Annotated in this window: 22 protein-coding genes, 1 tRNA gene and 1 pseudogene; 7 read left to right on the forward strand and 17 right to left on the reverse strand. The window is 62.9% G+C overall.

What is annotated here, in order from left to right; genetic code table 11:
* Positions 1-525: 525 nt before the first annotated feature.
* On the reverse strand, positions 526-1,299 hold the full coding sequence (locus ABVK50_RS07785) for a L,D-transpeptidase (RefSeq protein ID WP_353642104.1): 774 nt from the start codon (positions 1,297-1,299) through the stop codon (positions 526-528).
* 167 nt (positions 1,300-1,466) lie between these two features.
* On the opposite strand from ABVK50_RS07785, the gene ABVK50_RS07790 reads away from it, so the two are divergent.
* Together ABVK50_RS07790 and ABVK50_RS07795 are read left to right on the forward strand one after the other, a co-directional pair.
* Complete coding sequence (locus ABVK50_RS07790) at positions 1,467-1,724, forward strand: hypothetical protein (protein WP_353642103.1); 258 nt, start codon at positions 1,467-1,469, stop codon at positions 1,722-1,724.
* 30 nt (positions 1,725-1,754) lie between these two features.
* Positions 1,755-2,894, forward strand: a complete 1,140-nt coding sequence (locus tag ABVK50_RS07795) for a M14 family metallopeptidase (protein ID WP_353642102.1) — start codon at positions 1,755-1,757, stop codon at positions 2,892-2,894.
* Between the two features lie 36 nt (positions 2,895-2,930).
* Here the strand turns inward: ABVK50_RS07795 and ABVK50_RS07800 are convergent, their stop codons facing one another.
* From ABVK50_RS07800 to ABVK50_RS07825, 6 genes and pseudogenes are all read right to left on the reverse strand, one after another.
* Complete coding sequence (locus ABVK50_RS07800; protein ID WP_353642101.1) at positions 2,931-3,314, reverse strand: YciI family protein; 384 nt, start codon at positions 3,312-3,314, stop codon at positions 2,931-2,933.
* A 306-nt stretch (positions 3,315-3,620) separates the two neighbouring features.
* Positions 3,621-4,010, reverse strand: coding sequence for a DUF2200 domain-containing protein (locus tag ABVK50_RS07805; RefSeq protein WP_353642100.1), 390 nt, complete (start codon positions 4,008-4,010; stop codon positions 3,621-3,623).
* Positions 4,010-4,279, reverse strand: a pseudogene (locus tag ABVK50_RS07810) (carboxyl transferase domain-containing protein); the annotation flags it as partial. The gene ABVK50_RS07805 and the pseudogene ABVK50_RS07810, both read right to left, overlap by 1 nt.
* Before the next feature lie 39 nt (positions 4,280-4,318).
* Complete coding sequence (locus ABVK50_RS07815) at positions 4,319-4,786, reverse strand: hypothetical protein (protein WP_353642099.1); 468 nt, start codon at positions 4,784-4,786, stop codon at positions 4,319-4,321.
* Positions 4,761-5,474 carry a hypothetical protein gene (locus tag ABVK50_RS07820; protein ID WP_353647021.1) on the reverse strand — a complete coding sequence of 238 codons (714 nt, stop codon included), beginning with the start codon at positions 5,472-5,474 and terminating at the stop codon, positions 4,761-4,763. The genes ABVK50_RS07815 and ABVK50_RS07820 overlap by 26 nt, the downstream gene beginning before the upstream one ends.
* A gap of 114 nt (positions 5,475-5,588) precedes the next feature.
* Positions 5,589-7,196: a carboxyl transferase domain-containing protein gene (locus ABVK50_RS07825; RefSeq protein WP_353642097.1), complete on the reverse strand. Its 1,608-nt coding sequence runs from the start codon at positions 7,194-7,196 to the stop codon at positions 5,589-5,591.
* Positions 7,197-7,429: 233 nt separating this feature from the next.
* Here ABVK50_RS07825 and ABVK50_RS07830 point away from each other — a divergent pair, with 233 nt between their 5' ends.
* Positions 7,430-9,583 (forward strand): DNA/RNA non-specific endonuclease, encoded by a 2,154-nt coding sequence (locus ABVK50_RS07830; protein ID WP_353642096.1) that lies wholly within the window; start codon positions 7,430-7,432, stop codon positions 9,581-9,583.
* Between the two features lie 36 nt (positions 9,584-9,619).
* On the opposite strand, the gene ABVK50_RS07835 is transcribed toward ABVK50_RS07830, so the two are convergent.
* From ABVK50_RS07835 to ABVK50_RS07850, 4 genes are all read right to left on the reverse strand, one after another.
* The gene (locus ABVK50_RS07835; protein WP_353642095.1) at positions 9,620-9,973 is read right to left on the reverse strand and encodes a type II toxin-antitoxin system VapC family toxin; all 354 of its coding nucleotides are present in this window, start codon (positions 9,971-9,973) and stop codon (positions 9,620-9,622) included.
* Between the two features lie 26 nt (positions 9,974-9,999).
* On the reverse strand, positions 10,000-10,383 hold the full coding sequence (locus ABVK50_RS07840; RefSeq protein ID WP_353642094.1) for an AbrB/MazE/SpoVT family DNA-binding domain-containing protein: 384 nt from the start codon (positions 10,381-10,383) through the stop codon (positions 10,000-10,002).
* A 92-nt stretch (positions 10,384-10,475) separates the two neighbouring features.
* Entirely contained in the window at positions 10,476-11,639 is a 1,164-nt protein-coding gene (locus ABVK50_RS07845; protein WP_353642093.1) for an isovaleryl-CoA dehydrogenase, read from the reverse strand.
* On the reverse strand, positions 11,605-12,249 hold the full coding sequence (locus ABVK50_RS07850) for a TetR/AcrR family transcriptional regulator (RefSeq protein ID WP_353642092.1): 645 nt from the start codon (positions 12,247-12,249) through the stop codon (positions 11,605-11,607). Before ABVK50_RS07850 ends, ABVK50_RS07845 begins: the two co-directional genes overlap by 35 nt.
* Positions 12,250-12,344: 95 nt before the next feature.
* On the opposite strand from ABVK50_RS07850, the gene ABVK50_RS07855 reads away from it, so the two are divergent.
* Both ABVK50_RS07855 and ABVK50_RS07860 read left to right on the forward strand, forming a co-directional pair.
* Complete coding sequence (locus tag ABVK50_RS07855) at positions 12,345-12,812, forward strand: NUDIX domain-containing protein (protein WP_353642091.1); 468 nt, start codon at positions 12,345-12,347, stop codon at positions 12,810-12,812.
* A gap of 124 nt (positions 12,813-12,936) precedes the next feature.
* Positions 12,937-14,046 carry a pyridoxal phosphate-dependent aminotransferase gene (locus ABVK50_RS07860; protein WP_353642090.1) on the forward strand — a complete coding sequence of 370 codons (1,110 nt, stop codon included), beginning with the start codon at positions 12,937-12,939 and terminating at the stop codon, positions 14,044-14,046.
* Positions 14,047-14,050: 4 nt separating this feature from the next.
* On the opposite strand, the gene ABVK50_RS07865 is transcribed toward ABVK50_RS07860, so the two are convergent.
* From ABVK50_RS07865 to ABVK50_RS07875, 3 genes are all read right to left on the reverse strand, one after another.
* Positions 14,051-15,160 carry a pyridoxal phosphate-dependent aminotransferase gene (locus ABVK50_RS07865; RefSeq protein ID WP_353642089.1) on the reverse strand — a complete coding sequence of 370 codons (1,110 nt, stop codon included), beginning with the start codon at positions 15,158-15,160 and terminating at the stop codon, positions 14,051-14,053.
* Positions 15,161-15,350: 190 nt separating this feature from the next.
* Positions 15,351-18,422, reverse strand: coding sequence for an efflux RND transporter permease subunit (locus tag ABVK50_RS07870; protein ID WP_353642088.1), 3,072 nt, complete (start codon positions 18,420-18,422; stop codon positions 15,351-15,353).
* A complete protein-coding gene (locus ABVK50_RS07875; RefSeq protein WP_353642087.1) occupies positions 18,419-19,594 on the reverse strand; it encodes an efflux RND transporter periplasmic adaptor subunit in 1,176 nt (391 codons plus the stop codon). The genes ABVK50_RS07870 and ABVK50_RS07875 overlap by 4 nt, the downstream gene beginning before the upstream one ends.
* Positions 19,595-19,762: 168 nt before the next feature.
* Between ABVK50_RS07875 and ABVK50_RS07880 the strand changes: the two genes are divergently transcribed.
* Positions 19,763-20,287 carry a TetR/AcrR family transcriptional regulator gene (locus ABVK50_RS07880; RefSeq protein WP_353642086.1) on the forward strand — a complete coding sequence of 175 codons (525 nt, stop codon included), beginning with the start codon at positions 19,763-19,765 and terminating at the stop codon, positions 20,285-20,287.
* Between the two features lie 242 nt (positions 20,288-20,529).
* Here ABVK50_RS07880 and ABVK50_RS07885 read toward each other — a convergent pair whose 3' ends face one another.
* From ABVK50_RS07885 to ABVK50_RS07895, 3 genes are all read right to left on the reverse strand, one after another.
* Positions 20,530-21,456, reverse strand: coding sequence for a site-specific integrase (locus ABVK50_RS07885; protein ID WP_353642085.1), 927 nt, complete (start codon positions 21,454-21,456; stop codon positions 20,530-20,532).
* 272 nt (positions 21,457-21,728) lie between these two features.
* Positions 21,729-22,859, reverse strand: a complete 1,131-nt coding sequence (locus tag ABVK50_RS07890; protein WP_353642084.1) for a porin — start codon at positions 22,857-22,859, stop codon at positions 21,729-21,731.
* Between the two features lie 232 nt (positions 22,860-23,091).
* Positions 23,092-23,182: transfer RNA gene (locus ABVK50_RS07895), tRNA-Ser, on the reverse strand.
* Between the two features lie 455 nt (positions 23,183-23,637).
* On the opposite strand from ABVK50_RS07895, the gene ABVK50_RS07900 reads away from it, so the two are divergent.
* Positions 23,638-24,822, forward strand: coding sequence for a porin (locus ABVK50_RS07900; RefSeq protein WP_353642083.1), 1,185 nt, complete (start codon positions 23,638-23,640; stop codon positions 24,820-24,822).
* Positions 24,823-24,989: the final 167 nt, after the last annotated feature.

Consider the following 24,989-nt stretch of genomic DNA (forward strand, 5'->3'; position numbering starts at 1 on the left):
GGCGGCGCAAATGTCGCGGCGGATATCTGCCCTTGCTGGGAGATGACGCGCTGCCGCCTTTCCGCGGAAAGAAAGTAAAATAGTCCCGGCATGCACCTCTCCCTTTGCCACGCTGCGTTTCCGCCCTGGCTTTTGCAAAAAGGTCGGGAAGCGGGGCGCTTGGCCGAGCCTTCCGAAACTAAATACGTGGCGCAGCTTCCGCGCCCCGCCGGCGATTTCTGTCCCCGCCCGTTCCAACTGCGCGGGGCCGGCTGTGACAGCGCTCCGGCCTTCGGCCTAACGCCATCTCGGCGATGGCTTTCGCCACCGCCTTTGCCGGTCCGCCTGTGTGCTCCTCCAGCACGCCGGGACCGTAGTGTCCCGAGGGGAACCCTTGGACGGATGCTCTCCGGCCCCATGGCTTCGTCGGCCATGGAACGGAAACGCCGATCCTTCCCCGCTGTCGAACGACTCCGGTGCGTTCCCGGCAGGAAGGACGCCGAGGATTATGATGGCGCGGCAGGGGGTGTGGCAGGCCCGATCCGGTCAGAATTGCACTTGCGCGACCGCGACCGGCGGCAATCCGCCCGTGACGACGATCGGCGTGCCTTCGGGCACGCGGTCGTAAAGATCGATGACGTCCTGGTGCATGAGCCGCACGCAGCCCGAGGACACGGACTTGCCGATCGAGGCCCATTCCGGCGAGCCGTGCAGGCGAAACAGCGTGTCCTTGCCGTCCTGGTAGATGTAGAGAGCGCGCGCGCCGAGCGGGTTGTTGACGCCCGCCGGCATGCCGCCTAGCCACTCATTGGTGCCGGGGATCTGCTTCGCGCGGTACTTTTCCAACTCGGGCTGGCGGTCGATCATTTCGTTCGGCGGGAACCAGCGCGGCCATTTCTGCTTCCACTCGATCACCCCGCGGCCAGCCCACTCGAAACCCTCGCGGCCGAGGCCGACGCCGTAGCGGATTGCCTGCTCGAAACTACCCACGACATAGAGAAAATGGTTGCCGGTGTCGACGACGACGGTACCAGGCGCCTCGCCGGTCGGGTTCGGCACGATCTGCCGGTAATATTTCGGGTCGATCTGCTCGACCGGCACGGCCGGGATCTGATGGCCCTCGTCGACCATGGCGGCATACATCAGGCGCGGGTCGCCGAAGGCGGGATCGAGACTGAGCTGCGGACCCTGGAAAGGGGCGGCCGGCTGGGCGTAGGCGGTCGGGGCGCGTTCGCGCGTGCTGGTGCAAGCGGCGAGCGCGGCGGAAGCGGCGCCCGTGGCGGCCAGGGTGAGAAGCCTGCGGCGGCTGAGATTCGACATTCGGACTTTGTACCAGTGTTCGGAAAACAAGCAACGCGCGGAATGCGGAGTGTGTTCCGTGGCTGCTCTCAGTTGCATCGGCGCTACTCCAAAGATGGCGCGGCATTGCAGCTCTTTTTGGATGGGACTAAAATTGCGGCTGCCAGATATGCCGAGGAGCACCTGATATGGCGGAACGCGCGACGGTCCGCTGGCTGGTTCGCATCACTCCAGTCGTGGGTCGCACAGTCGACGATCTCCTGAAGCTTCCGCTGAGCCTCGACGTCTGGGAACGGGAAGCAAGCGCCGTCGTGGCGGCTGCCTCCGAGCAGACGATCGCCGAAATCGAGCGCCGACACGTGGCCAGCGTCGAGCGCCTCCGCACGATCGCCAACCTGGAAAGCGGCGCGCCCGATCGCCGCGACGGGAAACCGGCGGGTCCCTGACCGGATTCTTTCAAGCGAAGGAGTGGTCGCATGAACCTCATCGCCAAGGTCACGTCTTCGGGGCCGCAGAATCCGCTCGGGGACATTCTACGGGTGCCGCTGGGCATCGACGTCTGGGAGGTCAAGCCGGACCATCTGATCCTGCGTGGAACCGAGGCTCAGCTCGATCGGCTGTCGGCCATGGGCTACCAAGTGGAGCAGCTGGAGGATGTGGAACGGCACCTCAGCGCCTTCGCCACCGCCGCCGCGGCGGAGCAGTATCATTCGGCGGCAAGCCTCGAGGAGGAGCTTCGGCGGCTCGCGGAAGCGAGGCCGGACATCGCCGAGCTGAAGGAGATCGGCCGAAGCATCGAGGGGCGGCCGATCCTTGCGCTGCGGATCGGCGAGCGCCGCGGCGGCGTGCCAAAACTCCTCTTCATGGGCTGCCACCACGCGCGCGAGTGGATCGCGGTCGAGGTGCCCTTCCTGCTCGCCAAGGAACTCGTCGAGCGGGCCGACGAGGCGCCGATCGCCGGCTGGCTCGGCAGCGGCGAGATCTGGGTCGCACCCATGGTCAACCCGGACGGCCACGAGCACAGCCGGACGCAAGCGCGACTTTGGCGCAAGAACCGCCGGCGGAATGCGGACGGCTCGTTCGGCGTCGACCCGAACCGCAACTACGGCTACATGTGGGGCACGCTCGACATCCCGACCTCCAGCCACGTGCCGAGCGACGAAACCTATGTCGGCCCGCGCGCCTTCTCCGAGCCGGAGACGCAGGCGGTCCGCGACCTCGTCGGCTGCGAGCGCTTCGCGGGCGTGATCACCTACCACAGCTATTCGCAGCTCATCCTCTGGCCCTGGGGCTATACGGACAAGCCCATCCCCGACCTGCAGCATCGCGAGCAGATGGTGGTGACGGCCGGCGAGATGCACGAACTGATCAAGGAAGTGCACGGCAAGGTCTACGTCCCGCAGCCGTCTTCCGAGCTCTACCCGACCGCGGGCGACACGACGGACTGGACCTATGGGACCTACGGCATCCCGTCCTTCACGATCGAGCTCAGGCCTCGCACCTTCGAGGAGGGCGGTTTTGTCTTGCCCGCCGACCAGATCATGCCGACCTGGGAGGAGAACCGCCCGGCGGCGTTCAGGTTTATCGAACAACTGCTGGCAGCGCCTGTGGGATAGGAGATGGGCGGAGGACCGGCCGCCCCCAGCAGCAGCCTATCCCTCCCCACTTCCCCCCAGCTCCGCTCCCGGCAGATAGAGCATAATCGGGCGAATTTCGTAGACGGCAGTGGGATTGGCGCGGCGCAGCTCCCGCGCAACTTGGAGCGCATCGTCGATCGACGGATAGTCCACGACATAGAAGCCCAACAGCTGCTCCTTGGTTTCGGCGAAAGGGCCGTCGATGACCATGCCGTCGCCCGGCCCGCGCAGGGTCTTGGCGCCCTCGGTTGGCCCGAGCCGCGCGGCGGGGCCGAGATGCTTCTCGGCGACGAGCCGATCGTTGATCTTGAGCAACTTATCCATCCGCGCTTTGTTTTCCTCCTCGGTCCAGGATTGGACCACGCCCTCGGGATGGTAGGCCAGGATCGCGTATTGCATGGGTAATTCCTTGTTGTTCGTCAGGCAGGCGGCACCATTCCAGAATAGAGCCTCGGGTCAAGTCCGAGAATGACTAGCGCCGGCTCACATCCTGAACATCCCGAACTTCGTCTGCTTGACCTCCGCGTTCAGCGCGGCGCTGAGGCTCAGCGCCAGCGCCTCGCGATTTCGCCGGGTCGATGATGCCGTCGTCCATAGGCGGGCGGAGGAACGGAGCGGGTGGTCTTCGCGCTGGTATTTTCCAAGATCGGTTGGAAGCTCAGCTTCTCTACCAGAAACCACCTCCGAATTCGTCGCCGTGCGAACTCACCCCGCTCGCAAGATCCTCTCCATCGCCTTCCCCTTCGCCAGCTCGTCGATCAGCTTGTCGAGGTAGCGGATTTCCCGCATCACCTCGTCTTCGATCTCCTCGACGCGAACACCGCAGATCAGGCCCTTGATCAGCGAGCAGTTTGGGTTGAGGCGTGGAGCCTTCGCGATGAAAGTCTCGATGTCGGTCCGGTTTTCCAGGACGGTCTGGAGACCGGCGTCGTCATAGCCAGTCAGCCAGAAGATGATCTGGTCGACCTCGGCCTTGGTGCGCCCCTTCTTTTCCGCCTTCGCCACGTAGTGGGGGTAAACGCTCGCGAAACTGATCGAGTAGATGCGGTGTTTCTTCGCGGGCGCGCCCGCGGTCTCAGCGGCTTTCTGCTTCATCACATCCTCCACACGCCCACCCTCGTCTCCTTCACCTCCGCATTTAGCGCGGCGGAGAGGGAGAGCGCCAGCACCTCGCGCGATTTCGCCGGGTCGATGATGCCGTCGTCCCAGAGGCGGGCGGAGGAATAGAGCGGGTGGCCCTCGCGCTCGTATTTTTCCAGGATCGGCTGGCGGAATTCGGCTTCCTCCTCGGGCGACCATTTCTTGCCGCGGCGCTCTATGCCCTCGCGCTTGACCATCGCGCGAGGGGCGTGTTCGCCGCCCAGGCGATATGTCCAGGCGGCCGGTTTCCCGGTCATGCCATGCTACTGCCAGCGAGATTCATCCCGATGCTCGAGTTCGATGCCGTAGGCCCGCAGCGGTTCGATCAAGTCGTTACGGTTCGCACTGCGGATGTTGAAATGCTTGTAAAGCCAGTCCCTCGAGATCACGCGAATGTCCAGTCTCTCGTCTATCGAGGGAATCGAGCTAAGGTCGGCATCGAGCATGCTGCCGAACACCGGGATCGCCTTGTCAGGCGCCCAGTCCATGACCGCTCCCGCCGCCCTCACTCGAACGTAGAGCGTTGCGTGCCCCAAAAGCTTCTCGATTTCAGCTCTGCCCTCCGCTGTTTTGGAGAGCGCTTCGGCCGCAGCAGCAGCTTTCAAGACGTATTTGTTTGCCTCCGGCACATCCAGCCTGCGTACGGCTTGCATGCGCAGTTCCTCACAATCGAGAAAAGCCTGCAACAGGTCGTGGACAGAGTTTTCAGAAGTCCGAGGGGTCATAGCCATAGTCCTCCAGTATCTCTCGAACAAGATCCAGTCCGTCGTCATATTGTTCGGCGAATGTACGCTTCTCGATCCCAAAGCGGCGAATGTTGAAGTTGTACGCCTTGTCACGCATGCTCATTCTGGCACTTACGCGCCGGTGAACTTCGATTGGCAAGCTAACGATATTGTCGGTGCTATGTATTTTTTCTGGCGGGAAACCTTCTCGACCGGCGAGCCGCTTTTCGACGATGTGATGCCATTCGCGGCCAGGGCCGGCAGGGCCGAGATATCTTCGCAACTCGTCTTCATTGCGGAAGCGTATGTTGGGCTCGCCGCGTCGTTGCCATGAATTGTGGCTGATACGTCGGGTCTCGTCGTCATAGCTGTCTTCCGAGGGCTGAAGCGAATCGTCCCAGCGTCGCGGGAGCCTCCGTAGAACTGGCCCAATGCGGCGTGCCTCTGTACGCAGGCGCTGGAGCGCCGCGAGGCCGACGCGCTGGAGTACCGGCAGCAACGATCCGGCTGCGCCGACAAGATAGGCCAACCACTGCCCACCATCGGGATCGCCGGCTGGAACGCGAGGCTGAAGATGCCAGTTCGGGTTCTGCTTGAAGGCAAGTTGCAACCGGAGACCTGCGGCGAAGACGCGACTCGCGGCAATTTGGGCCTTTAACCTGTAGATGAAAGTTTCCAGTTCCCTATCCTGCATACCTGCTTTCCTTCGCCAAAATACGAAGGATAACGGCATGCAGCCGGGCGTGGATAAAACAGCGAAGATATGTGTAGGGAAGGTTTGCTCGGAGGGAATCTACCGGCCGGCCCCTCACATCCTGAAAACCCCGAACCGCGTCTCCTTCACCTCCGCGTTCAGCGCCGCGCTCAACGATAGCGCCAGCACTTCGCGCGATTTGGCCGGGTCGATGATGCCGTCGTCCCAGAGGCGGGCGGAGGAATAGAGCGGGTGGCCCTCGCGCTCGTATTTTTCCAGGATCGGCTGGCGGAATTCGGCTTCCTCCTCGGGCGACCATTTCTTGCCGCGGCGCTCTATGCCCTCGCGCTTGACCATGGCGAGCACGGTCGCCGCCTGCTCGCCGCCCATCACCGAAATGCGGGCGTTGGGCCACATCCACAGGAAGCGGGGAGAATAGGCGCGGCCGCACATGCCGTAATTGCCGGCGCCGAACGAGCCGCCGATGATCATCGTGATCTTCGGCACCTGCGCGGTGGCGACCGCCGTGACCAGCTTGGCGCCGTCGCGGGCTATGCCGCCGGCCTCGTATTTCTTGCCCACCATGAAGCCGGTGATGTTCTGCAAGAAGACCAGCGGGATCTTGCGCTGGCAGCAGAGCTCGATGAAATGCGCGCCCTTGAGCGCGCTTTCGCTGAAAAGAACGCCGTTGTTGGCGATGATGCCGACCGGCATGCCGTGGAGATGGGCAAAGCCCGTGACCAGCGTCGTCCCGTAATTCTGCTTGAATTCGTCGAGTTCCGAGCCGTCGACGATGCGGGCGATGATCTCGCGCACATCGTATGGCTGGCGCGTGTCCTGCGGGACGATGCCGTAGATCTCGTCGGCCGGATGAAGCGGCGGGAGCGGATCGCGAAGGTCGAGGCCTATCTGCTTCTTGCGGTTGAGGTTGCGCACGATGCGGCGCACGATCGCCAGCGCATGGTCGTCGTCCATCGCGTAATGGTCGGCGACGCCGGAGAGCCGCGTGTGGACGTCGGCCCCGCCAAGTTCCTCCGCCGTCACGTCCTCGCCGGTCGCGGCCTTCACCAGCGGCGGGCCGCCGAGAAAAATCGTCGCCTGGTTGCGCACCATGATCGACTCGTCGGCCATGGCCGGCACATAGGCGCCGCCCGCCGTGCACGAGCCCATGACGCAGGCGATCTGCGGGATGCCCATGGCCGACATGTTGGCCTGGTTGTAAAAAATGCGGCCGAAATGATCGCGGTCCGGAAAGACCTCGTCTTGGTTGGGCAGGTTGGCGCCGCCGGAATCGACCAGATAGACGCAGGGCAGATTGTTCTGCATCGCGATCTCCTGGGCGCGCAGATGTTTTTTTACGGTCAGCGGATAGTAGGTGCCGCCCTTCACCGTGGCATCGTTGACGACGACCATGATCTCGCGGCCCTCGATGCGGCCGATGCCGGCGATCATGCCGGCGGAGGCTATCGTGTCGTCATACATGCCGAAGGCGGCGAACTGGCCGATCTCGAGGAAGGGCGAGCCGGGATCGATGAGTTGCGTCAGCCGGTCGCGCGGCAAAAGCTTGCCGCGCGAGGCGTGGCGTTCGCGGGCCTCGTCCGAGCCGCCGCGCTGTACGGTTGCGGCTTTCTCGGAAATGTCGGCGACGAGCGAGCGCATCTTCTCGGCATTGGCTCGGAAGAGGTCGGAGGAGGGGGAGATCTGGGACTGGATGACGGTCATTTAAGCCTGCTGCGCCGTTCGCTGGACCCGGATGTTTACACAGGTCGGGCGAGCCGGCGCAACAGCGGGGCGGGAGAGGCTTGCGCGCCGGATCCTTCGCCGGGAAGCCGCGGCAAACCGCAACCATCACGCGGCAGACACGTCATTGGCGCATCGTGGGCAGGCGTTGCAAAGGAGAACACGCAGGAGTAGTATTTATCCAGGCAATATTCAACTTGTAGGGGAGAAAGACTGTGGGCGACAGGTTTCATTTTTCCAGGCAGATCATCGATGCGGCGGCCGATCGCTGGGAGGCGACGAAGCCCGAACGCGAGAAGCGGGCGCGGGCCAAGGCGGAGGGGCGCTACGACGAAGTCGACAGCAAGGAGCGCATCGTCAAGCATGCCAACCGGCTGCGCCAGCAGCTTCGCGCGCCGCTGGAAAGCATCGCGTCCGAGGCGAAGGCTGCGCTGCCCGCGCGGGTGCGCGAACTGGCGGAGCGCAAGCCGGTCACCAAGGCCAATATCGACGCGCTGTTCGTCGAGCGGGTGATCGGGCCGACCAAGGATTTTCTCTCGGCGGAGTTCTTCGATCTCGGCTCGCTCGCCATGCGCTCTGTGGCCCGCATCCGCACCGAGTTGGGCGGGGGGGTCAGCTACGGCACCGGCTTCATGGTGACGCCGTCGCTGCTCTTGACCAACGAGCATGTGCTGGAGAGCGCCGAATGGGCGGCCGCCAGCGTGGCCGAGTTCGATTATCAGCGCGACCGCCTCGGCAAGGGCAAGCCGGTCCAGTCTTTCCACCTCGATCCCGACCGCTTCTTTCTGAACGACAAGGCGCTGGATTTCGCGCTGGTCGCGGTGAGGCCCGCGCCGGGAGTGGGCAACGCCAGGCTTGCAGATTTCGGCTTCTGCCCGCTGGTCGGCGTGGAAGGCAAGATCCTGGTCACTGATCCGGTCAACATCGTCCAGCATCCGCAGGGCCGGATGAAGGAGGTGGTGATCCGCGAGAACGAGCTCAGCGCGCTGCCGCTGGGCGATCTCGACGGCTTCGCGCATTATCTCGGCGACACCGAGCCCGGCTCGTCCGGTTCGCCGGTGTTCAACGACCGGTGGGAGGTGGTGGCGCTGCATCATTCCTCGGTGCCCGCGCGCGATGGGGCCGGCAATTATCTGACCAGGGACGGGACCGTCTGGGACGAAGATTCCATGCCGGTGGAGGAGATCGCCTGGGTCGGCAATGAAGGCATCCGCATATCGCGCATCATCAACCGCCTGAAGCAGGTCACGAATCTGCCGGCCGCGAAAGCCGCGCTGCTGAAGCAACTGCTGGAGAAATCCGACACGACGGAAATGGGGCCGCTGCACGAAGAAGGCGCGAAACCGGACCGCAGCTCCGCGGATGTATGCGCAGTCGATCTTTCCGGAACGGCGACGATCACCGTGCCGGTGACAATCACGGTAGAGGTCGGCGGCGCTCGCGCGGTGCGCGCCGAACTTGGCCAGACGGCGGCCGCGGAGCGGGTGCGGCCGGCGCCCGACTATGAAGGCCGGCCGGGCTTCGATGTCGGCTTTCTTGGTGTTGCGGTGCCGATGCCCGACCTGGTCGACCGGCGGCATGGCGAACCGGCGATGCTCGCCGACGGTTCCGGCGAGCTGAAATACCACCATTTCAGCGTCCTGATGAATGCGGACCGGCGGCTGGCCTATGTCTCGGCGGTGAATTACGACGCCAGCGCGCCGTTCGTTGAGGAACGCGGCAACGACGACTGGTTCATAGATCCGCGCATCGACGCCGGCGCGCAGGCCGACAACCGCTTCTACAAGAACAATCCGCTCGACCGCGGCCACCTGGCCCGGCGCTACGACGCCGGCTGGGGCATGACCGCCGAAGAGGCGAAACTCGCCAACGACGACACTTTTCACTGGACCAATTGCGCGCCGCAGCACGAGGTCTTCAACCAGAGCAAGCTGTCGCAGCCGAAGGACCTGCGGCTCTGGGGCGAACTGGAGAACCACATCACCGACCAGGCCAAGCAGGACATGCAGCGCCTGTCGATCTTCAACGGCCCGGTCTTCGGCAAGGACGACAGGACGCATCGCGGCCTGCTCATTCCGAGTGCCTTCTGGAAGGTGGTAGCCTACCGATCGCGGGAGGACGGGCTGCGCGCCGTCGGTTTTGTGCTGCACCAGACCGACCTGATAAGCAATCTCGCCGCCGAGCGGTTCGACGTCGGGCGCTTTGACCTCAGGCAAGTCCGGATAAGCCGCATCGAGGAACTGACGGGGCTCGATTTCAAGGGATTGCGCAATGTCGACCCGATGGCCGCCACCGGCGTGCGGGAGGTCTTTGAGGGCGCGGTCGCGGCCGAGCGCAAGCTGACTTCGGCGGCGGATATCAGGTTCTGACAGACCGCCACTTCGGGATGATCGGGCGCATCCGCGTCAGCGGATGAGCTCGATCGGACAACCGAGATCGAGGTCGGCCCACGAGCGATCGGCGGTAACAGCGACGGCGTTCTCGTGGATGGCCAGCGCGATGCAGGCGCGGTCGCCGAGCGAGAGGCCCTTGTGCCGGGTGGCCAGACGCAGCCGCCCGGCAAGAATGGCGCTCTCAGGGCTGAACCCGGAGATGCCCAGCCCCAAGGCCTCAAAGTCGCTCACCGCCTCATCCGGAGTGCGGCCTTTATCGATCAGACGCGCGACGATTTCCGCAACGTTCACGCCGCAGCACTGCCCGTCCTTGAAATAGCGCAACGAGTTGTCTGCGCCTTTTTCGTTGAACAGCACCGCGAGCACGACGGAGCTGTCGAGTATGTATGCCGTCATGGCTTCTTCATCGCCATGCCTTCAGCATGCAGTTGGTCGAGCCGCTCATCGCTTCGTCGTTGCTCTTCCCGCCGATCCGCCAGAAACTCATCGACCACGCTCCCTCCCGGCGTTTTGTAGGAAGCCAGGCGCTCCTGGACCTTTCGGATCGAGACCAATTGAGAGATTGCAGTCAGTTCGCCATCCTGAACCTTCAGGACCAATGTGTCTCCCGGCTTGACTCCCATTGCTTTTCGCATTTCGGCCGGGATGACCAGCCGCCCGCCTTCACCCACTATCGTCCTCACAGGGCCGAGGGAAGCGGTCCCGGCTACAGCTTGTGCGTGGTTGAACTCAGCGGCTTCTTCGGCAAACCCGCGAGCCTTCTTGGGAGGAGGCATCATTCACTCCGCTCGGTACGAGATCGGATATTGCCAGAAAAGCCTGAACATGGCAAACATGCAAACCTTGGCAATATGGACAGCTCTACCAATTAGACTCCCTCCGCCATGATCTCCCTTCCGATCAGCCACCGCCTAATCTCGCTGGTGCCGGCACCGATCTCGTAGAGTTTCGCGTCGCGCAGCAGCCGGCCTGTGGGGTAGTCGTTGATGTAGCCGTTACCGCCGAGAAGCTGGATCGCGTCGAGGGCCATGAGCGTCGCCTTCTCGGCCGCGAACAGGATGCAGCCGGCGGCGTCCTTGCGCGCGGTCTCGCCGCGGTCACAGGCGGCGGCGACGGCGTAAACATATGCCCGCGCGGCGCTCATCGTAGCATACATGTCGGCGAGCTTGCCCTGGACGAGCTGGAACTCGCCGATCGGCTGGCCGAACTGCTTGCGCTCGTGAACGTAGGGGACGGCCACGTCGAGACAGGCGGCCATGATGCCGAGCGGGCCGCCGGCCAGCACCGCCCGCTCGTAGTCGAGGCCCGACATCAAGACCTGGACGCCGTGCCCTTCCTCGTGCAGCACGTTTTCGAACGGCACCTCGACGTCCTCGAACACCAGTTCGCCGGTGTTGGAGCCTCGCATGCCGAGCTTGTCGAGCTTTTGCGCCACCGAAAAGCCGGCAAAAGTCTTTTCGACCACGAAGGCGGTGATGCCGCGCGATTGTCGCTCCGGATCGGTCTTTGCATAGACTACCATAGTGTCGGCGTCCGGGCCGTTGGTGATCCACATTTTCGTGCCGTTGAGGACGTACCGGTCGTTCTTCTTTTCCGCCCGCAGTTTCAGCGAGATGACGTCCGAGCCGGAACCCGATTCCGACATTGCGAGCGCGCCGACATGCTCGCCGGAGCACAGCGGCGGCAGGTATTTTTCCTTCTGCTCGGGCGTGGCCCAGCGGTTGATCTGGTTGACGCAGAGGTTGGAATGGGCGCCATAGGACAGGCCGACCGAGGCCGACGCGCGAGAAATCTCCTCCATCGCCACGACATGTGCGAGATAGCCCATGCCGGAGCCGCCGAAATCGGGATCGGCGGTGACGCCGAGCAGGCCGAGCGCGCCCATTTCGGCCCAGAGAGGCGCCGGGAAGACATTGCTGCGGTCGATCTCAGCCGCGATCGGCGCGATCCGGTCCTGGGCAAAGCGGCGCACCAGGTCGCGTAGGCTGTCTATGTCCTCACCCAGCCCGAAATTCAGCGTGCGGTCGTACATTTCGCTTCTCCCTGGCGGCATCTGCGCCCACGAGGCGCCTTGTCATGGAAAGGTAGGTTTCTGCGACCTCTTCGACAGAGAGCCGCTCGTCCGGCCGGAACCAGACGATGACGCCGGTGATCATCTGGATGATGGCCATCGCGGTCATGCCGACATCGTCGACAGTGAACAGCCCGGCCTCCGCGCCGGCGCGGAGGATATGGCGCAGTTCCTTCTCGTAAGCCGCCCGCAGGCGCAGGATATGGCTGAGATTGTCCTTCGATAGGCTGCGCAACTCCATGTTCGAGACATGGGTGGAATGGCGACGGGCAACATGGAAGCGGATGTGGTTCTCGACGAAGGCCGAGAGCCGCGCGACCGGGTCGTTCGTCGCGGGCCGCGCCGCTTCCCATGCGGCCTGCAGGCCCTCCATATGCTCGCGCATCAGCGCAAAAAGCAGGTCCTGCTTGGTCGGGAAATAGCGGTAGAGCGCCGCCGCCTGGACGCCGACTTCCGCCGCGAGCTGGCGCATGGACATGGCCTCGTAGCCGTGGCGGGCGATCAGCCCGAGCGCCGCCTCGCGTGTCGCGGCTAACGTCCTGCCGCCGTCCGAACCTGTGGTTCGCGCCATGAGTCGCTCCTTGCAAAGATAATAAAACGAACGTTCAATTAATTCAAGTGAATAGAGGTTCTTGCATGAATGGCGGTAACGGCTGAAGCTGAGGCATGGCGGCAAAAAGCGCAGGTACTCTCGTCTATCGAATGCGGGCAGAGGCGATCGAAGTCCTGCTCGTGCATCCGGGCGGGCCGTTCTGGCAAAAGCGCGACCTGGGCGCGTGGTCGATCCCGAAAGGCGAATATGCTGACAATGAGGATGCGGAAGCCGCGGCCCGGCGAGAATTCACCGAAGAGACCGGTTGGACGATCGCCGACGAAATGACGCCGCTCGGCGCCATCAGGCAGAAAGCCGGCAAGACCGTTACCGCATTCGCGGCCGAATGCGATTTCGATCCCGCCACTCTCACAAGCAACAGCTTCGAGATGGAATGGCCGCCGCGAAGCGGACGCGTCGCCTCCTTTCCCGAAATCGATCGCGCCGGCTGGTTCTCGCTGGCGGATGCACGTGCAAGGATCATTGAGGGCCAGCGGCCGCTGCTCGATCGGCTTGAGGAGATTCTCGGCGGCGGCGCGTAAGAGCCGCTGCCGGCCAACGCTTTCCATCTGACAGGCCTATGCGAAAGCAAGCCGTTTGCCCGATAGTGCAGAAGCCTCGTGAGACGATCGATTCTTCTGAAAACCTGCCAGAGAAAGCTACGCCATGGATTTGCCGCCCTTTCTGCTCGATCATTGGCTGTCGAAATACGGCTTTGCGACACCGCCGATCGCCTATGACCTTGCCTCGAGCACCGGACCAAAATGGACGGTTGGCGAAGTGTTGGCGCTTGGCGACAGCGCTGCAAGCCTCGACGAATTGACTGTCAGTTACGCGCCGGCCGAGGGAAGCCCCGCGCTACGCGGAGCGATCGGGAAGTTTCTCGGCGTCGATCCCGACTGGGTCGTGGTGACTACCGGCGCGTCGGAAGCACTGTCGATCCTCTTCTGCCTGGCTGCCCGTCCGGGCGGCAACGTCGTGCTGCCGTCGCCGGCCTTCCCGGCCTTCGAGGCTATGGCGAATGCCTGGGGGCTGGCCGTGCGCCGCAGCAAGCTGTCCGGGGAGAATGGCGGTCTCCAGTCGCCCGGCGATGTGCTTACCGCCACGGATGAGGACACCGTGCTTGCGCTGGTGAACACCCCTCACAATCCGACCGGCGCGATAATGACAGCCAATGAAATAAAAGAACTCGCCGCCGCCCTGGCACAAAAGGCCGTGCCGCTGATCGTCGACGAAGTCTATCACCCACTCTATTTCGGCGAACCGCAGCCATCCGCCGCCCCGATCGACAATGTTCTTGCGATAGGCGACATGTCGAAGGCGCTGTCGCTGGCCGGCTTGCGCATGGGCTGGATCGTCGATTCGGATGCCGAGAGGCGCGCGAAGATCATAGACGCAAGAAGCTATTTCACGATCAGCAGCTCGCCGATTCTGGAAGCGCTGACAGCGCATGCGCTCTCCCATCGCGACGTGCTCCTGGCGCGGCTCCGGGCCATCGCCAGCGAAAATCTCGACGCGCTGTCGGATTTCATGGACCGCGTCTCGGATGTGCTTGCCTGGGTGAAACCGACTGGCGGAACCGTCTGCTTCCCGCGGTTTCGCGACGGGCGCGACAGCCGGTCCTTCTGCGAGGCGCTCGCGGCCAGGGGAGTGCTCGTCGCTCCGGGAGATTGTTTTGGCACGCCAAGCCACATGCGTGTCGGGTTCGCGCTGCTGGAGCACGAGAAATTCCGTGAGGCGCTGTCGATCTTCGAAGGCGCTCTGCGCGAGCAATAACCGATCAGCCCCGCACCATCTCTAACGCCCCCGGCAGTTCTTCCGCAAAAATGTCGAGCTCGTCGTCGCGGCCGACGCTGATGCGGATGCAGCGGTCGAGGCCCGGCGCCATCGGCTTGCGGATGAAGACGCCACGCGAAATCAGGTGCTGCAGCACTTTCAGCGCGATTGCGCCGTCGCGGCCGCAGTCGATGGTGACGAAATTGGTGGCCGAGGCGATCGGGGAGAGGCCGTTGGCGCGGGCGATTTCGGCGATGCGGTCGCGGCCGGCTGCGACCTTTGCGACGACTTCGTGGAGATAGGCCTGGTCGGCTAGCGCCGCCAGGCCAGCGATCTGGGCCATGCGGCTGACGCCGTAATGGTCGCGGATTTTCTCGAAATCGGCGATGGCCTGCGCCTCCCCGATTGCATAGCCGCAGCGGATGCCCGCCAGGCCGTAGGCCTTCGAGAAGGTGCGCATCCTGAGCACGTTGGGCTTCGCCGGGTCGAGCGGCGGCATTGCCGATGTCGGCCCGGTCTCGCCATAGGCCTCGTCGAGGATCAGCATCGTCGTTTCCGGCAGCGCCTCGACGAAGCGGGTGATCTCGTCGGCCTCCCACCATGTGCCCATCGGGTTGTCGGGATTGGAGAGATAGACCATGTGGGCGTTCTCGCGCCTGACGGCGGCGAGCAGGCCGTCGAGGTTTTCGCGGTCGTTCTCGTAGGGGATCGTCACCAGCCGGCCGCCGCTGGCGGCGACGTGGAAGTTGAAGGTCGGATAGGCGCCGAGCGAGGTGACGACCGCGTCGCCCGGCGCGACATGCATGCGCACCGCGATGTTGAGCAGGCCGTCTATGCCCTGGCCGACGACGACGTTCTTGAGCTGCACGCCGAGATGGCCGGCAAGGGCGACTTTCAGGTCGTGATTGTCGGGGTCGCAATACATCCACATGTCCGGCGCGGAGGCGCGCATCGCGGCCATGACGGAAGGCGAGGGGCCGAAACTGCTTTCATTGGCGCCGATGCGCGCGCGGAACGGTCTGCCGCTGGCTCGCTGCTGCGCCTCCGGGCCGACGAACGGCACGGTTGCGGGGAGGGCATCGACGACGGGCGTAAGCGGCGGGCGGCTAGGCATGGGCGGCACTCTGGTATGGGAAGAGGATGCCGGCCAGCGATAGCAAAAATCGCGGCGATTGCATGCGGTTTTTTGTGCGGGGGCAGTTGCCGCTTGTCCCTTCTCCCCGTTCTTCACGGGGAGAAGGTGCCGGCAGGCGGATGAGGGGCGGGTTCGGTTTGGCGGAGGCCCGCGAACTTTCCATGCCCCCTCAATGCGCTGCGGGCTGGACCGGTTCCAGCGGCTCGTGCTGCACAAGTTCCCGGCGCGAGATAAAGGTGTAGAACATCGGCACGACAAACAGCGTGAACATCGTGCCCACCAGAACGCCCGAAAAAATCACCAGGCCCATCGAATAGCGCGCCGCCGCGCCCGCGCCGGAGGCGATGATCAGCGGCACAACGCCGAGCGCCATCGCCGCCGTGGTCATCAGGATCGGCCGCAAGCGCACTTTCGCCGAGGCGACAATGGCCTCGCGCCGCGACAGGCCATGCAGCTCGCGCTGCTGATTGGCGAATTCGACCAGCAGGATGCCGTGCTTGGTGATGAGGCCGATCAGCGTGATCAAGCCGACCTGCGTGTAAATGTTGAGGGTACCAAGGCCGAGATTGAGCGGAACGATGGCGCCGAAGATCGACAGCGGTACCGACATCATGATGATCAGCGGATCGCGGAAGCTCTCGAACTGCGCAGCGAGCACCAGGTAGATGACGATAACGGCGAGCGCGAACGCGATCAGGATCGTGTTGCCCTGTTCCGCCTCCAGGCGCGATTGGCCCGAATAGTCGATAAAGAAGCCGGCGGGCAGCAGCGGACGGGCGATGTTCTCGATCGTCGCCAGGCCGTCGCCGGTGGTGACGCCGGGCACGGGAAGCGCGGTGATCGTCGCCGAATTCAGCTGGTTGAACTGCTCGATCGACGCGGGCGAGGCGTTCGTCGATATGTTCACCACCGCCGAAAGCGGCACCATTTCTCCCGAAACGGCGCGGACATAGAAATGGCCGAGCTTTTCGGGATTGTTGCGGAATTCCTCCGGCACCTGGGTGATGATGTCGTAGCTGTTGGAATCGCGGTCGAACTGGGCCACAGAGCCGCCGCCGACGAGCAGGCCGAGTGTCGTTCCGATGTCCCTGACCGGCAGGCCGAGAGCCGCAGCGCGGTCGCGGTCGATCGTGATCGTCACCTGCGGCGCGTCGAAGGCCAGCGAGTTCTGGACGACGATGAATTGTCCGGTCGCCTGCGCCTCCTGCTTGATCTGCTCGGCGACCTCGAACACCTGGCTGGGGTCGCCGGTGGACTGGATCACCAGCGAGATCGGCAGGCCGCCGCCGGCGCCGGGCAGGGAGGGCGGCGCAAATACCAGCGCCTGCGCACCGGCCACGTGCGCCAGCCGGCCCTGGATGTCCTGCTGGATCTCCGCCTGCGAGCGGTCGCGCTCGGCCCAGTCCTTGAACGCCCAGACCGCAAAGCCCGAATTCGTCTCGCCGCCCATTCCGACGATGGAGAAATTCGCCCGAAGCTCCGGAATATCCTTGGTCAGCTCGCGGATCTGGTCGGCATAGAGGCTGGTATATTCGGACGTCGCGTAGCGCGGCGCCTGGATGAGCGAGAACAGCGCGCCGGAATCCTCTTCCGGGGCCAGTTCGCTCGAGGTCTTGAAGAACATGTATCCGGTGACGCCCATCAGGGCGACGACGATCATCAGCGTCACCGGCCGATAGTCGAGCGAACCGGACACCAGCCGCTCGTAGCGGTTGGCGACCCGGTCGAAGGTGCGGTCGACGAAACGCTGGAAACGGCTGTGAATATCGGCCCTGAGGATGCGCGCCGACATCATCGGCGTGATCGTCAGCGCGACGACGCCCGAAATGATGACGGCCCCGGCGAGCGTGACGGCAAATTCGCGAAACAGCGATCCGGTCAGGCCGCCGGTGAACATCAGCGGCGCGAACACCGCGGCCAGCGTGATCGTCATGGCGATAACCGGCCCGGTGATCTCCTTCATCCCGACCGACGCCGCCTGCATCGGCGTCAAGCCTTCCTCGATATGGCGGTGGATGTTTTCCAGCACCACGATGGCGTCGTCGACCACCAGGCCGATGGCCAGAACCATGGCCAAGAGCGACAGGAGGTTGATGGAATAACCGAGCACGAACAGAAGGAAACAGACGCCGATTAGCGAAAGCGGGATGGTGACGACCGGCATCAGCACCGACCGGAACGAGCCGAGGAACAGAAGGATCACCACAACCACGATCACCACGGCCTCGGCGATCGTCGTGAACACCTCCTCGATCGATGCGCTGATCGTCTCGGTCGCATCGTAAACCATGGTGACCGTCATGCCTTCGGGAAGGCTGGCCTGGATCGCCGGCAGTTCGTCGATGACGGCGGCTGCCGTGTCCAGCGGGTTGGCCGCCGGCGTCGGGAATATGCCGATGAATGTGCCCGGCTCGCCGTTGAAGTTGACGACCGTGTCGGTGCTTTCGGCCGCCAGCTCGACCTTGGCGACATCGCGCAGGCGCACAACATTGCCGTCCCTGGACTGCAGCGGCAGCTCCGCGAAGGCCTGCGGCGTCTGCAGCGTCGATTGCAGCGTGATCGAATAGGCGACGTATTCGTTCTTGGTTTTGCCGGGCGCCGACAGATAGTTCGACGACTGGATGGCGGTGAGCACGTCGGCCGCCGTGAGGTCGCGGGCGGCAAGGCGTATCGGGTCGATCCACACGCGCATCGAATAATTCGCCGCGCCGAGTATCTGCACCTCCGCCACGCCCTGCACGGTGGAAAGGCGCGGCCTGATGACCCGCTCGATATATTCGGTGAGCTGCTCGGAGGTCATGTTGGGGTTCTGCATCGCCAGATACATGATGGCGAACTGCTGGCCGGTTCCCTTGACGATGGTCGGGTCCTCGGCGTCGCTCGGCAACTGGCCCCGGACCTGCTGCACCTTCGACATGACTTCGGTGAGAGCGACGTCGGGATTGGAGCCGAGCTGCATCTGAACGGTGACGACGCTCGTCGAAGGGCGGCTCTGCGAGGTGACGTAGTCGATGTTTTCGGTCGTTGCCACGGCGGCCGCAATCGGCGCGGTGATAAAACCCTGGATGAGATCGGGGCTGGCGCCGGGATAGACCGTCGTGATGGTGATCACGGTCTCCTCGACTTCCGGATACTGGCGCACTGAGAGGTTGAATATGCCCTGGAAGCCCAGGAGCAGGATCATGAAGGCGACGACGAGCGACAGGACCGGCCGGCGGATGAAGATGTCGGAGAAGCTCATTTTGCGGCCGTTATGTTTGCCGGATTGACGGTGTTGTCGACCCTGACCGGCGTGCCGTTGGACAGCCGGTTCTGCCCGGCGGTGACGATCTGGTCGCCGGCCTTGACGCCCTTCAGAACCTCGACCAGTCCCTGGGATGTGCGGCCGGTGGTGACGAAGACCTGGTCGACTACGAGGGCAGGTTCCGCGTTCTGCTGATTGGCGGCCGGCGCCGCGCTTTCCTGCGCCGGCTGAGCGGCCTCAGCTGCGCCGGCCTTGTTTTCCGCCGGCCGCACGACAAAGACATAATCGCCGTAGAGGCTGGAGACGACAGAGGTCTGCGGCAATGCGAGCACGCCGTCCTCCTCGGGCAGTTGCACGCGCACCTGAACGAACTGACCCGGGCTGAGCTGGCCTTCGGGATTTACGACCTCCGCCCGGATGGAGACCAGCCGCGACACCGGATCGACCTTGGGCTCGATGCCGATGATCGAGCCGCTGAATTTCATATCGGCGGAGTTGGTGCCGAGCCGTACCGTCTGCCCGATCTCGACCAGGTCGAGCTGCTGCTCGGGAATCGAGAAATCGACGCGCATCGTGTCGAGATCCTGCAGCGTGGCGACGATCGTGCCGGGCGCGATATATTGGCCGTCATCGACGCGGGGAATGCCCATCGTGCCGGCAAACGGCGCCGTCAGCTGCTTCTGGTCGAGGACGGCCTGAAACTTGGCGACCTGGGATGCGGAGGCGTCTGCCGCGGCCTTCGCCGCTTCCACGTTCACATCGGTTCCGACGCCACGCCGTTGCAGTTCGAGCGCGCGATCGTAGGCGGTCTTGTCGAGAGCTGCCTGCGTCAAGCCGGCGGCGAGGTCGGCGCGCTGTACCGCGTCGTCGAGCTGGATCAGAACCTCGCCCTGGTCGACACGCTGATTGGCGGAAAACAATATGTCCCTGATGATCCCGGTCGTCTCCACCGTCAGGTCGACGCCGCGCGCAGCGCCCACGGTCCCGATGGCTTCGATGCCGGGCGTCCACTTCATCGGCTCGACGACCGATGTCGACACGGCGACCGGCGCGACCGGCGCGTTGGCGAAATACTGCTCGATGGCCCGGTCGCGGAAGATATTGAAGCCGATGACGCCGCCGCAGATCAGCACGAGCAGGACGAAGGCGATGATGAGGCGCTTGATCATGAATGACACCGGGCTCGACGATTCGACGACGAATGACTGCGGCTTGCAAGCTTCGCCGCAACCACTTGCAAACCGAGGCGTTTACTGTACCGTCTGGACGGTATTGTCAACCTCCGGATGTGGTTCCGGATGACTGTCAAAGGCTGGTTTGGGTCCGTGAAAAAGGGCATGCGCGAGAAAATACTGTCGGCGGCGGCTACTTTGGCGCGCGATGTCGGCCCGGGAAACCTGTCGCTCGACGCTGTCGCAGAGCGGGCAGGGGTGTCGAAAGGCGGGCTGCTTTATCATTTCCCGTCGAAGTCGAGGCTTCTCGAAGCGCTGGTCGAGCAGCATCTGGGCGAATTCGACGCTGCCTTGAACGAGAAGGAAAAGGCATATGGCGGCGGACAGAACAGTCTCGCCGTCGCTTATCTCGACCTGTTCGTCGCTGAGCAAGCCTTACCCCCGCCGACCGGGGTCCTTGCGGCCATGGCCGCAAATCCGGAGCTTCTGGTGCCCGTGGGCCGCTTCAAGCGTCAACTGCTCGATCGGCTGAAAGCCAACGCAAAGGATGAAAGCAGCGCGCTTGCCGTATTCCTTGCCCTCGAAGGCATGCGCAGCCTACGCCTGTTCGAGACGGACATCGTCACGCCGATGGAGCGGGACGCGGTCCTGTCGCTTCTGGCGGAGATACTGGCTGCGGATCCAGAATAGCGCGAAACGAAACAGCGGGCCGTGACCCGCCGTTTCGAAGCCGATTCTCAGGCTGCTACAACCGGGCCTGTCTGCGCAAAGGCGCCGCCGGCAAGCGTCGCCGCGAGAACTGCGATCGGGAGCATTTTGAGTTTCATGACGATTTCCTTTCCTGTTCGAAGGGGATCGATCAGCAGGCGATCGTCATAAAAACGGGCCGGCGGACCGAAGGTTCCGGTCCCTTTTCGCCCGCCAGAAAGGCTCTAGGCGATCCTGCGTTCGAGGACGCCGACGCAGGAATCGAGGTCGTTGGTTGCAAGATGCGCATAGCGCATGGTCATCTGAAGGGTTTGATGGCCAAGCCACATCTGGACCCGCCTAATGTCGATGCCGCCTTGGACGAGGCGGGAAGCGCAGGTGTGGCGCAAGATATGCGGAACCACCTGCATATCCGTCCCCAAGCCGATTTCCGCTTTGGCGTCGTTCCAGATTGCCCGGAAATTGGGCTGGTTCAGCATCGAGAACGGCCCCTTCGCGCGAATGCCTCCAATGACCAGCGATTCCCGCGCCCGGGCCGTGAGCGGAACGGTTCGGCTGCGCCCCGACTTCGTTATCCAGAAGGAGACGCGGTGATCGTGCACATCGTTCCAGATGAGCCCGATCGCCTCGCCCAGGCGGCAACCGGTGTCAACCAGGAAGATGCAGAGCCGGTAGCTATTCTCGCACCTGGCTTTCACGGCCGAGAACAGGCGGTCCTCTTCATCCCGCTCCAGAAACCGAATTCGTCCGGCTCGCTCTTTTTGCCGCCGAAACTCCGGAAGGTTGTGGATATTTCCCATTTTATATGCCTTGCGCAGCAATTTGCTGAGCGCCGCCATCTTGCGATTGATGGTTGCGTTGCTGTTGCCGCGTTCGCGCAATTTTCCAATCAGGCCGTCGACGGTATCCTGGTCAAGAACACTGAAGCGTTCACCGAGCAGTATCTCGTCTAGTTCACCAAGGAAGGAACTGACATTGTATTTGTGGTTTCCGTCGTCCCACAAAATGTCTCTATAGAGGGAAAAAAGGTCGGATATGCTGAAAGCTTCGACTTTGCTAAGCTTGGAAAGTGCATAGTCGACTGTTTGCGAGCTGAAGGAAGTGAAGGATATACCATCTTTCCATAGCCTATTGTCTTCGTCAAGTTTCATTAATCAAGCGCCCCCGCCCGGAATAAAAAGACGATGAAGCACAAGCCCGAAATGTAAGAAAATGACAATAGCGAGAGACATTTCTTCGCCTCAGGTCGCAATGCGCAAAATTCCGCAGCCCCAGCGAAACCCTGCTCTAGGTTTACCCCTCTCCGTCAGCCACCTGACTTGTTGCCCGTCAAAATCACGTCGAAAGCAGCAGTCCACGATCGATCTGCTGAAAGGTTGACCCGGACGAAGCTGTCCGGGTCAACCTGCGCACCGAAGTGCTATTAGAACGTGCGCTGGAAGCGGAGGAAGCCGCCGATCTCGTCGCTATCGTCGTCGATGTCGTCGTCGAAGTTGTCGACATAGACGATTTCAGGCGTGATCACGAGGCCCGGAACGAGCGTGTAGTTCACGTTCGCAACGGCAGCGAAGTTCTCCAACTCATGATAAGACAGCTGAACGTTGATCTTGGCCTTTTCCGAGACGGTGAAGGTACCACCGCCCCAGACAGCCCAGTCGCCGCCCCAGTTGCCGTAGTAGTTGAACAACTCATCAAGCGACTCGTCGTCCGTGGATGAAAAACCAGCCATGATGAACAGCGAAAGCTGTTCGGTGGCGTTCACGTCCAGGCGAACCTTGGCGGCCCATTCTTCCCAGACCGCGTCGTAGGCAGCAACGGCCGAGACGCCGCCCCAGCCCTGCGTCCAGGCTAGGCCGCCGACGACATGCGGAACATAGTCGTCCAGCGCATAGAGTTCACCAGCGCCTTCTTCGAGGGCGACCGCGGCCGAGAAGCCGTTGCCGCCGGTGAAGGTGTAGGCGATCTGGTGCGTGCCGAACGGGCCGTAACCGATGATGTCGTCGTTGATCACGCCGCCGGCATAGCCGGTGAAGGTCGAGAACAGCGAGTCGGTCTTGCCGATGCGGAAGCCGCCGAGTTCGATGTAGGCGTGCTCGATGCCGACATTGTCGCCGGTGGTGGTGACGACGCCGTCGTTAATGTCGTCACCGTCAACGTCAACTCCTACAACTTTCGTGTCGTAGTGGAAGTTGATGGCGGCGTAGGTGCGCAGTGTGCCGAGCTCGGTTTCCGAACGGCTGTCGACACGCAGCTGGAAGCGGGCGCGCTTGTAGTAAGTATCGTTGGTTTCAAGATTGCCCTCCGACAGCTCTTTCTTGTCGAAGACGTCCTGGTGGCCGAGGGCGCCGACGCCGATGTCGTAGCGGATGTAGCCGCCGACGCGCAGGCAGGTCTCGGTGCCGGGGATGTAGAAGAAGCCCGTACCGTACACGTCACAGACGCGCACATATTCCATGGGCTCCGGTTCAGCGATCACGACCGCATCGGCCGCGCGTGCGCCGGAAACTGCGACGAGAGCCGCAGCTGAGCCGAGAAGAAGGCTCTTGATGTTCATTTTCTGACCTCCAGTCAGAATCCGAAGGCCACACGGTGACCAACCGGCTATCGCTTTGATTACAATCCACAAATTGCCGACAGAATGTCTGCGGGGGCCGCTGCCGAGATTCTGGACGTTGCGAGAAATCGTGGTCCATGCGCCCCAGCTGGTCGCGGAATGTCCGATCGCCACCGCCGAATCGCGGATGTATTACGGCTTTAAGCACAGATTTTGGGTCGGGATTAGGAGCTGGCGGAGAGGAAGGGATTCGAACCCTCGAGAAGCTTTTGGCCTCTACTCCCTTAGCAGGGGAGCGCCTTCGACCACTCGGCCACCTCTCCAGCGCAACGCTCCGATAGAGAAAACGGACGCCACAATCAATAAGCCAGGCATTATAATGTCGAAAATAACCCGCGCGCCGCTTGCAGATCGCCGAAACAGGCGAACGCGGCTTCATTGACAAGGCCGGGCCGATTCCCCTTGGAACGCGTAACGGGCCGGATAACAGCCGTTTCACCGGTTCATTCCGCGCCACGATCGAATTAAGAGACATTAACGAGTCCTTTCTGGCTGGCGCCAAATCGTGTCATTTGTGCCACAGCGATGCGGGATAGCGTGCCGCAGCCCGCGCAGCGGGTATGATCGTTGTTGAACGCCGTCCCCTCGTGAGTATTGTCGGATTCGAGGAAGGGGCGTGACAGCGCATCTTTTTCGACATTGGGGATGGGGCAGGGAAAGCTGTCCTTCAGCAAAATTACCCAGACCCGCTTTTTAACTTTTGACTGGAGGTCAGAAAATGAACATCAAGAGCCTTCTTCTCGGCTCAGCTGCGGCTCTCGTCGCAGTTTCCGGCGCACGCGCGGCCGATGCGGTCGTGATCGCTGAACCGGAGCCCATGGAATATGTGCGCGTCTGCGACGTGTACGGTACGGGCTTCTTCTACATCCCCGGCACCGAGACCTGCCTGCGCATCGGCGGCTATCTCCGCTACGACATCGGCGTCGGCATCCTCGGCCACCAGGACGTCTTCGATAAGGAAGACCTCTCCGAAGGCGACTTCGACACCAACGACGCCTACTACAAGCGCGCCCGCTTCCAGCTGCGCACCGACGCTCGCTCGGAAACCGAACTCGGCACGCTTCGCGTCTATGCCGCGATCAACTTCCAGTACACGACGGACGATCCGGGTGGCATCACCGACGCATCCGACGCTGTCGGCATCGAGCACGCCTACATCGAACTCGGCGGCTTCCGCATCGGCAAGACCGATTCGCTGTTCTCGACCTTCACCGGCTATGCCGGCGGCGTGATCCAGGACGACCTGATCGGCTACGGTCCGTTCGGCACCCACCAGATCGCCTACACCTTCACCGGCGGCAACGGCTTCTCGGCCGCGATCGCTCTTGAAGAAGGCGACGGCGGTTCAGGCTCCTTCTTCAATGACTTCAATGACGATGGCATTGTCGATCCCGGTGAAGTTACCACAATCGGCAACCTCTACACGCTCGACAGCTACGTCCCGCATGTGGTTGGCGGCTTGGCCTGGACGCAGGGCTGGGGCGGCATCTCGGCTGTCGCCGGTTACGACGCCAACTGGGAAGAGTGGGCCGCAAAGGTTCGCCTGGACGTGAACGCCACCGAACAGCTCTCTCTCTTCATCATGGCCGGCTATGCCTCCAACGATGACGACAACAACTTCTTCGGCAGCGACGAAAGCCCTAACTACTACGGAAACTGGGGCGGCGACTGGGCTGTTTGGGGCGGTGGCACCTTCACCGTTTCCGAGCAGACCAAGATCAACGTCCAGCTTTCGTATGACGAGCAGGAGAACTTCGCTGCCGTTGCGAACGTGAACTACACGCTCGTTCCGGGCCTCGTGATCACGCCTGAAATCGTCTATGTCGACAACTTCGACGACGACTTCGAGGATGATGATGAAGACGAGATCGGCGGCTTCCTCCGCTTCCAGCGCACGTTCTAATCGGCTTATTCAGTCGATCTGAGAAAGACCCGGCGGGCCACCGCCGGGTCTTTTGTTGCGCGCCTGCCCGGATCGGCGAGCGGATATTGAAATGACCCGACCGGCGGGCCACCGCCGGGTTTTCGTTATGGCAGCCGATAAGTCTCTGTAACGGAGCGCGGTGCAAA

Source organism: Mesorhizobium sp. WSM2240, from assembly GCF_040438645.1.
GTDB lineage: Bacteria > Pseudomonadota > Alphaproteobacteria > Rhizobiales > Rhizobiaceae > Allomesorhizobium.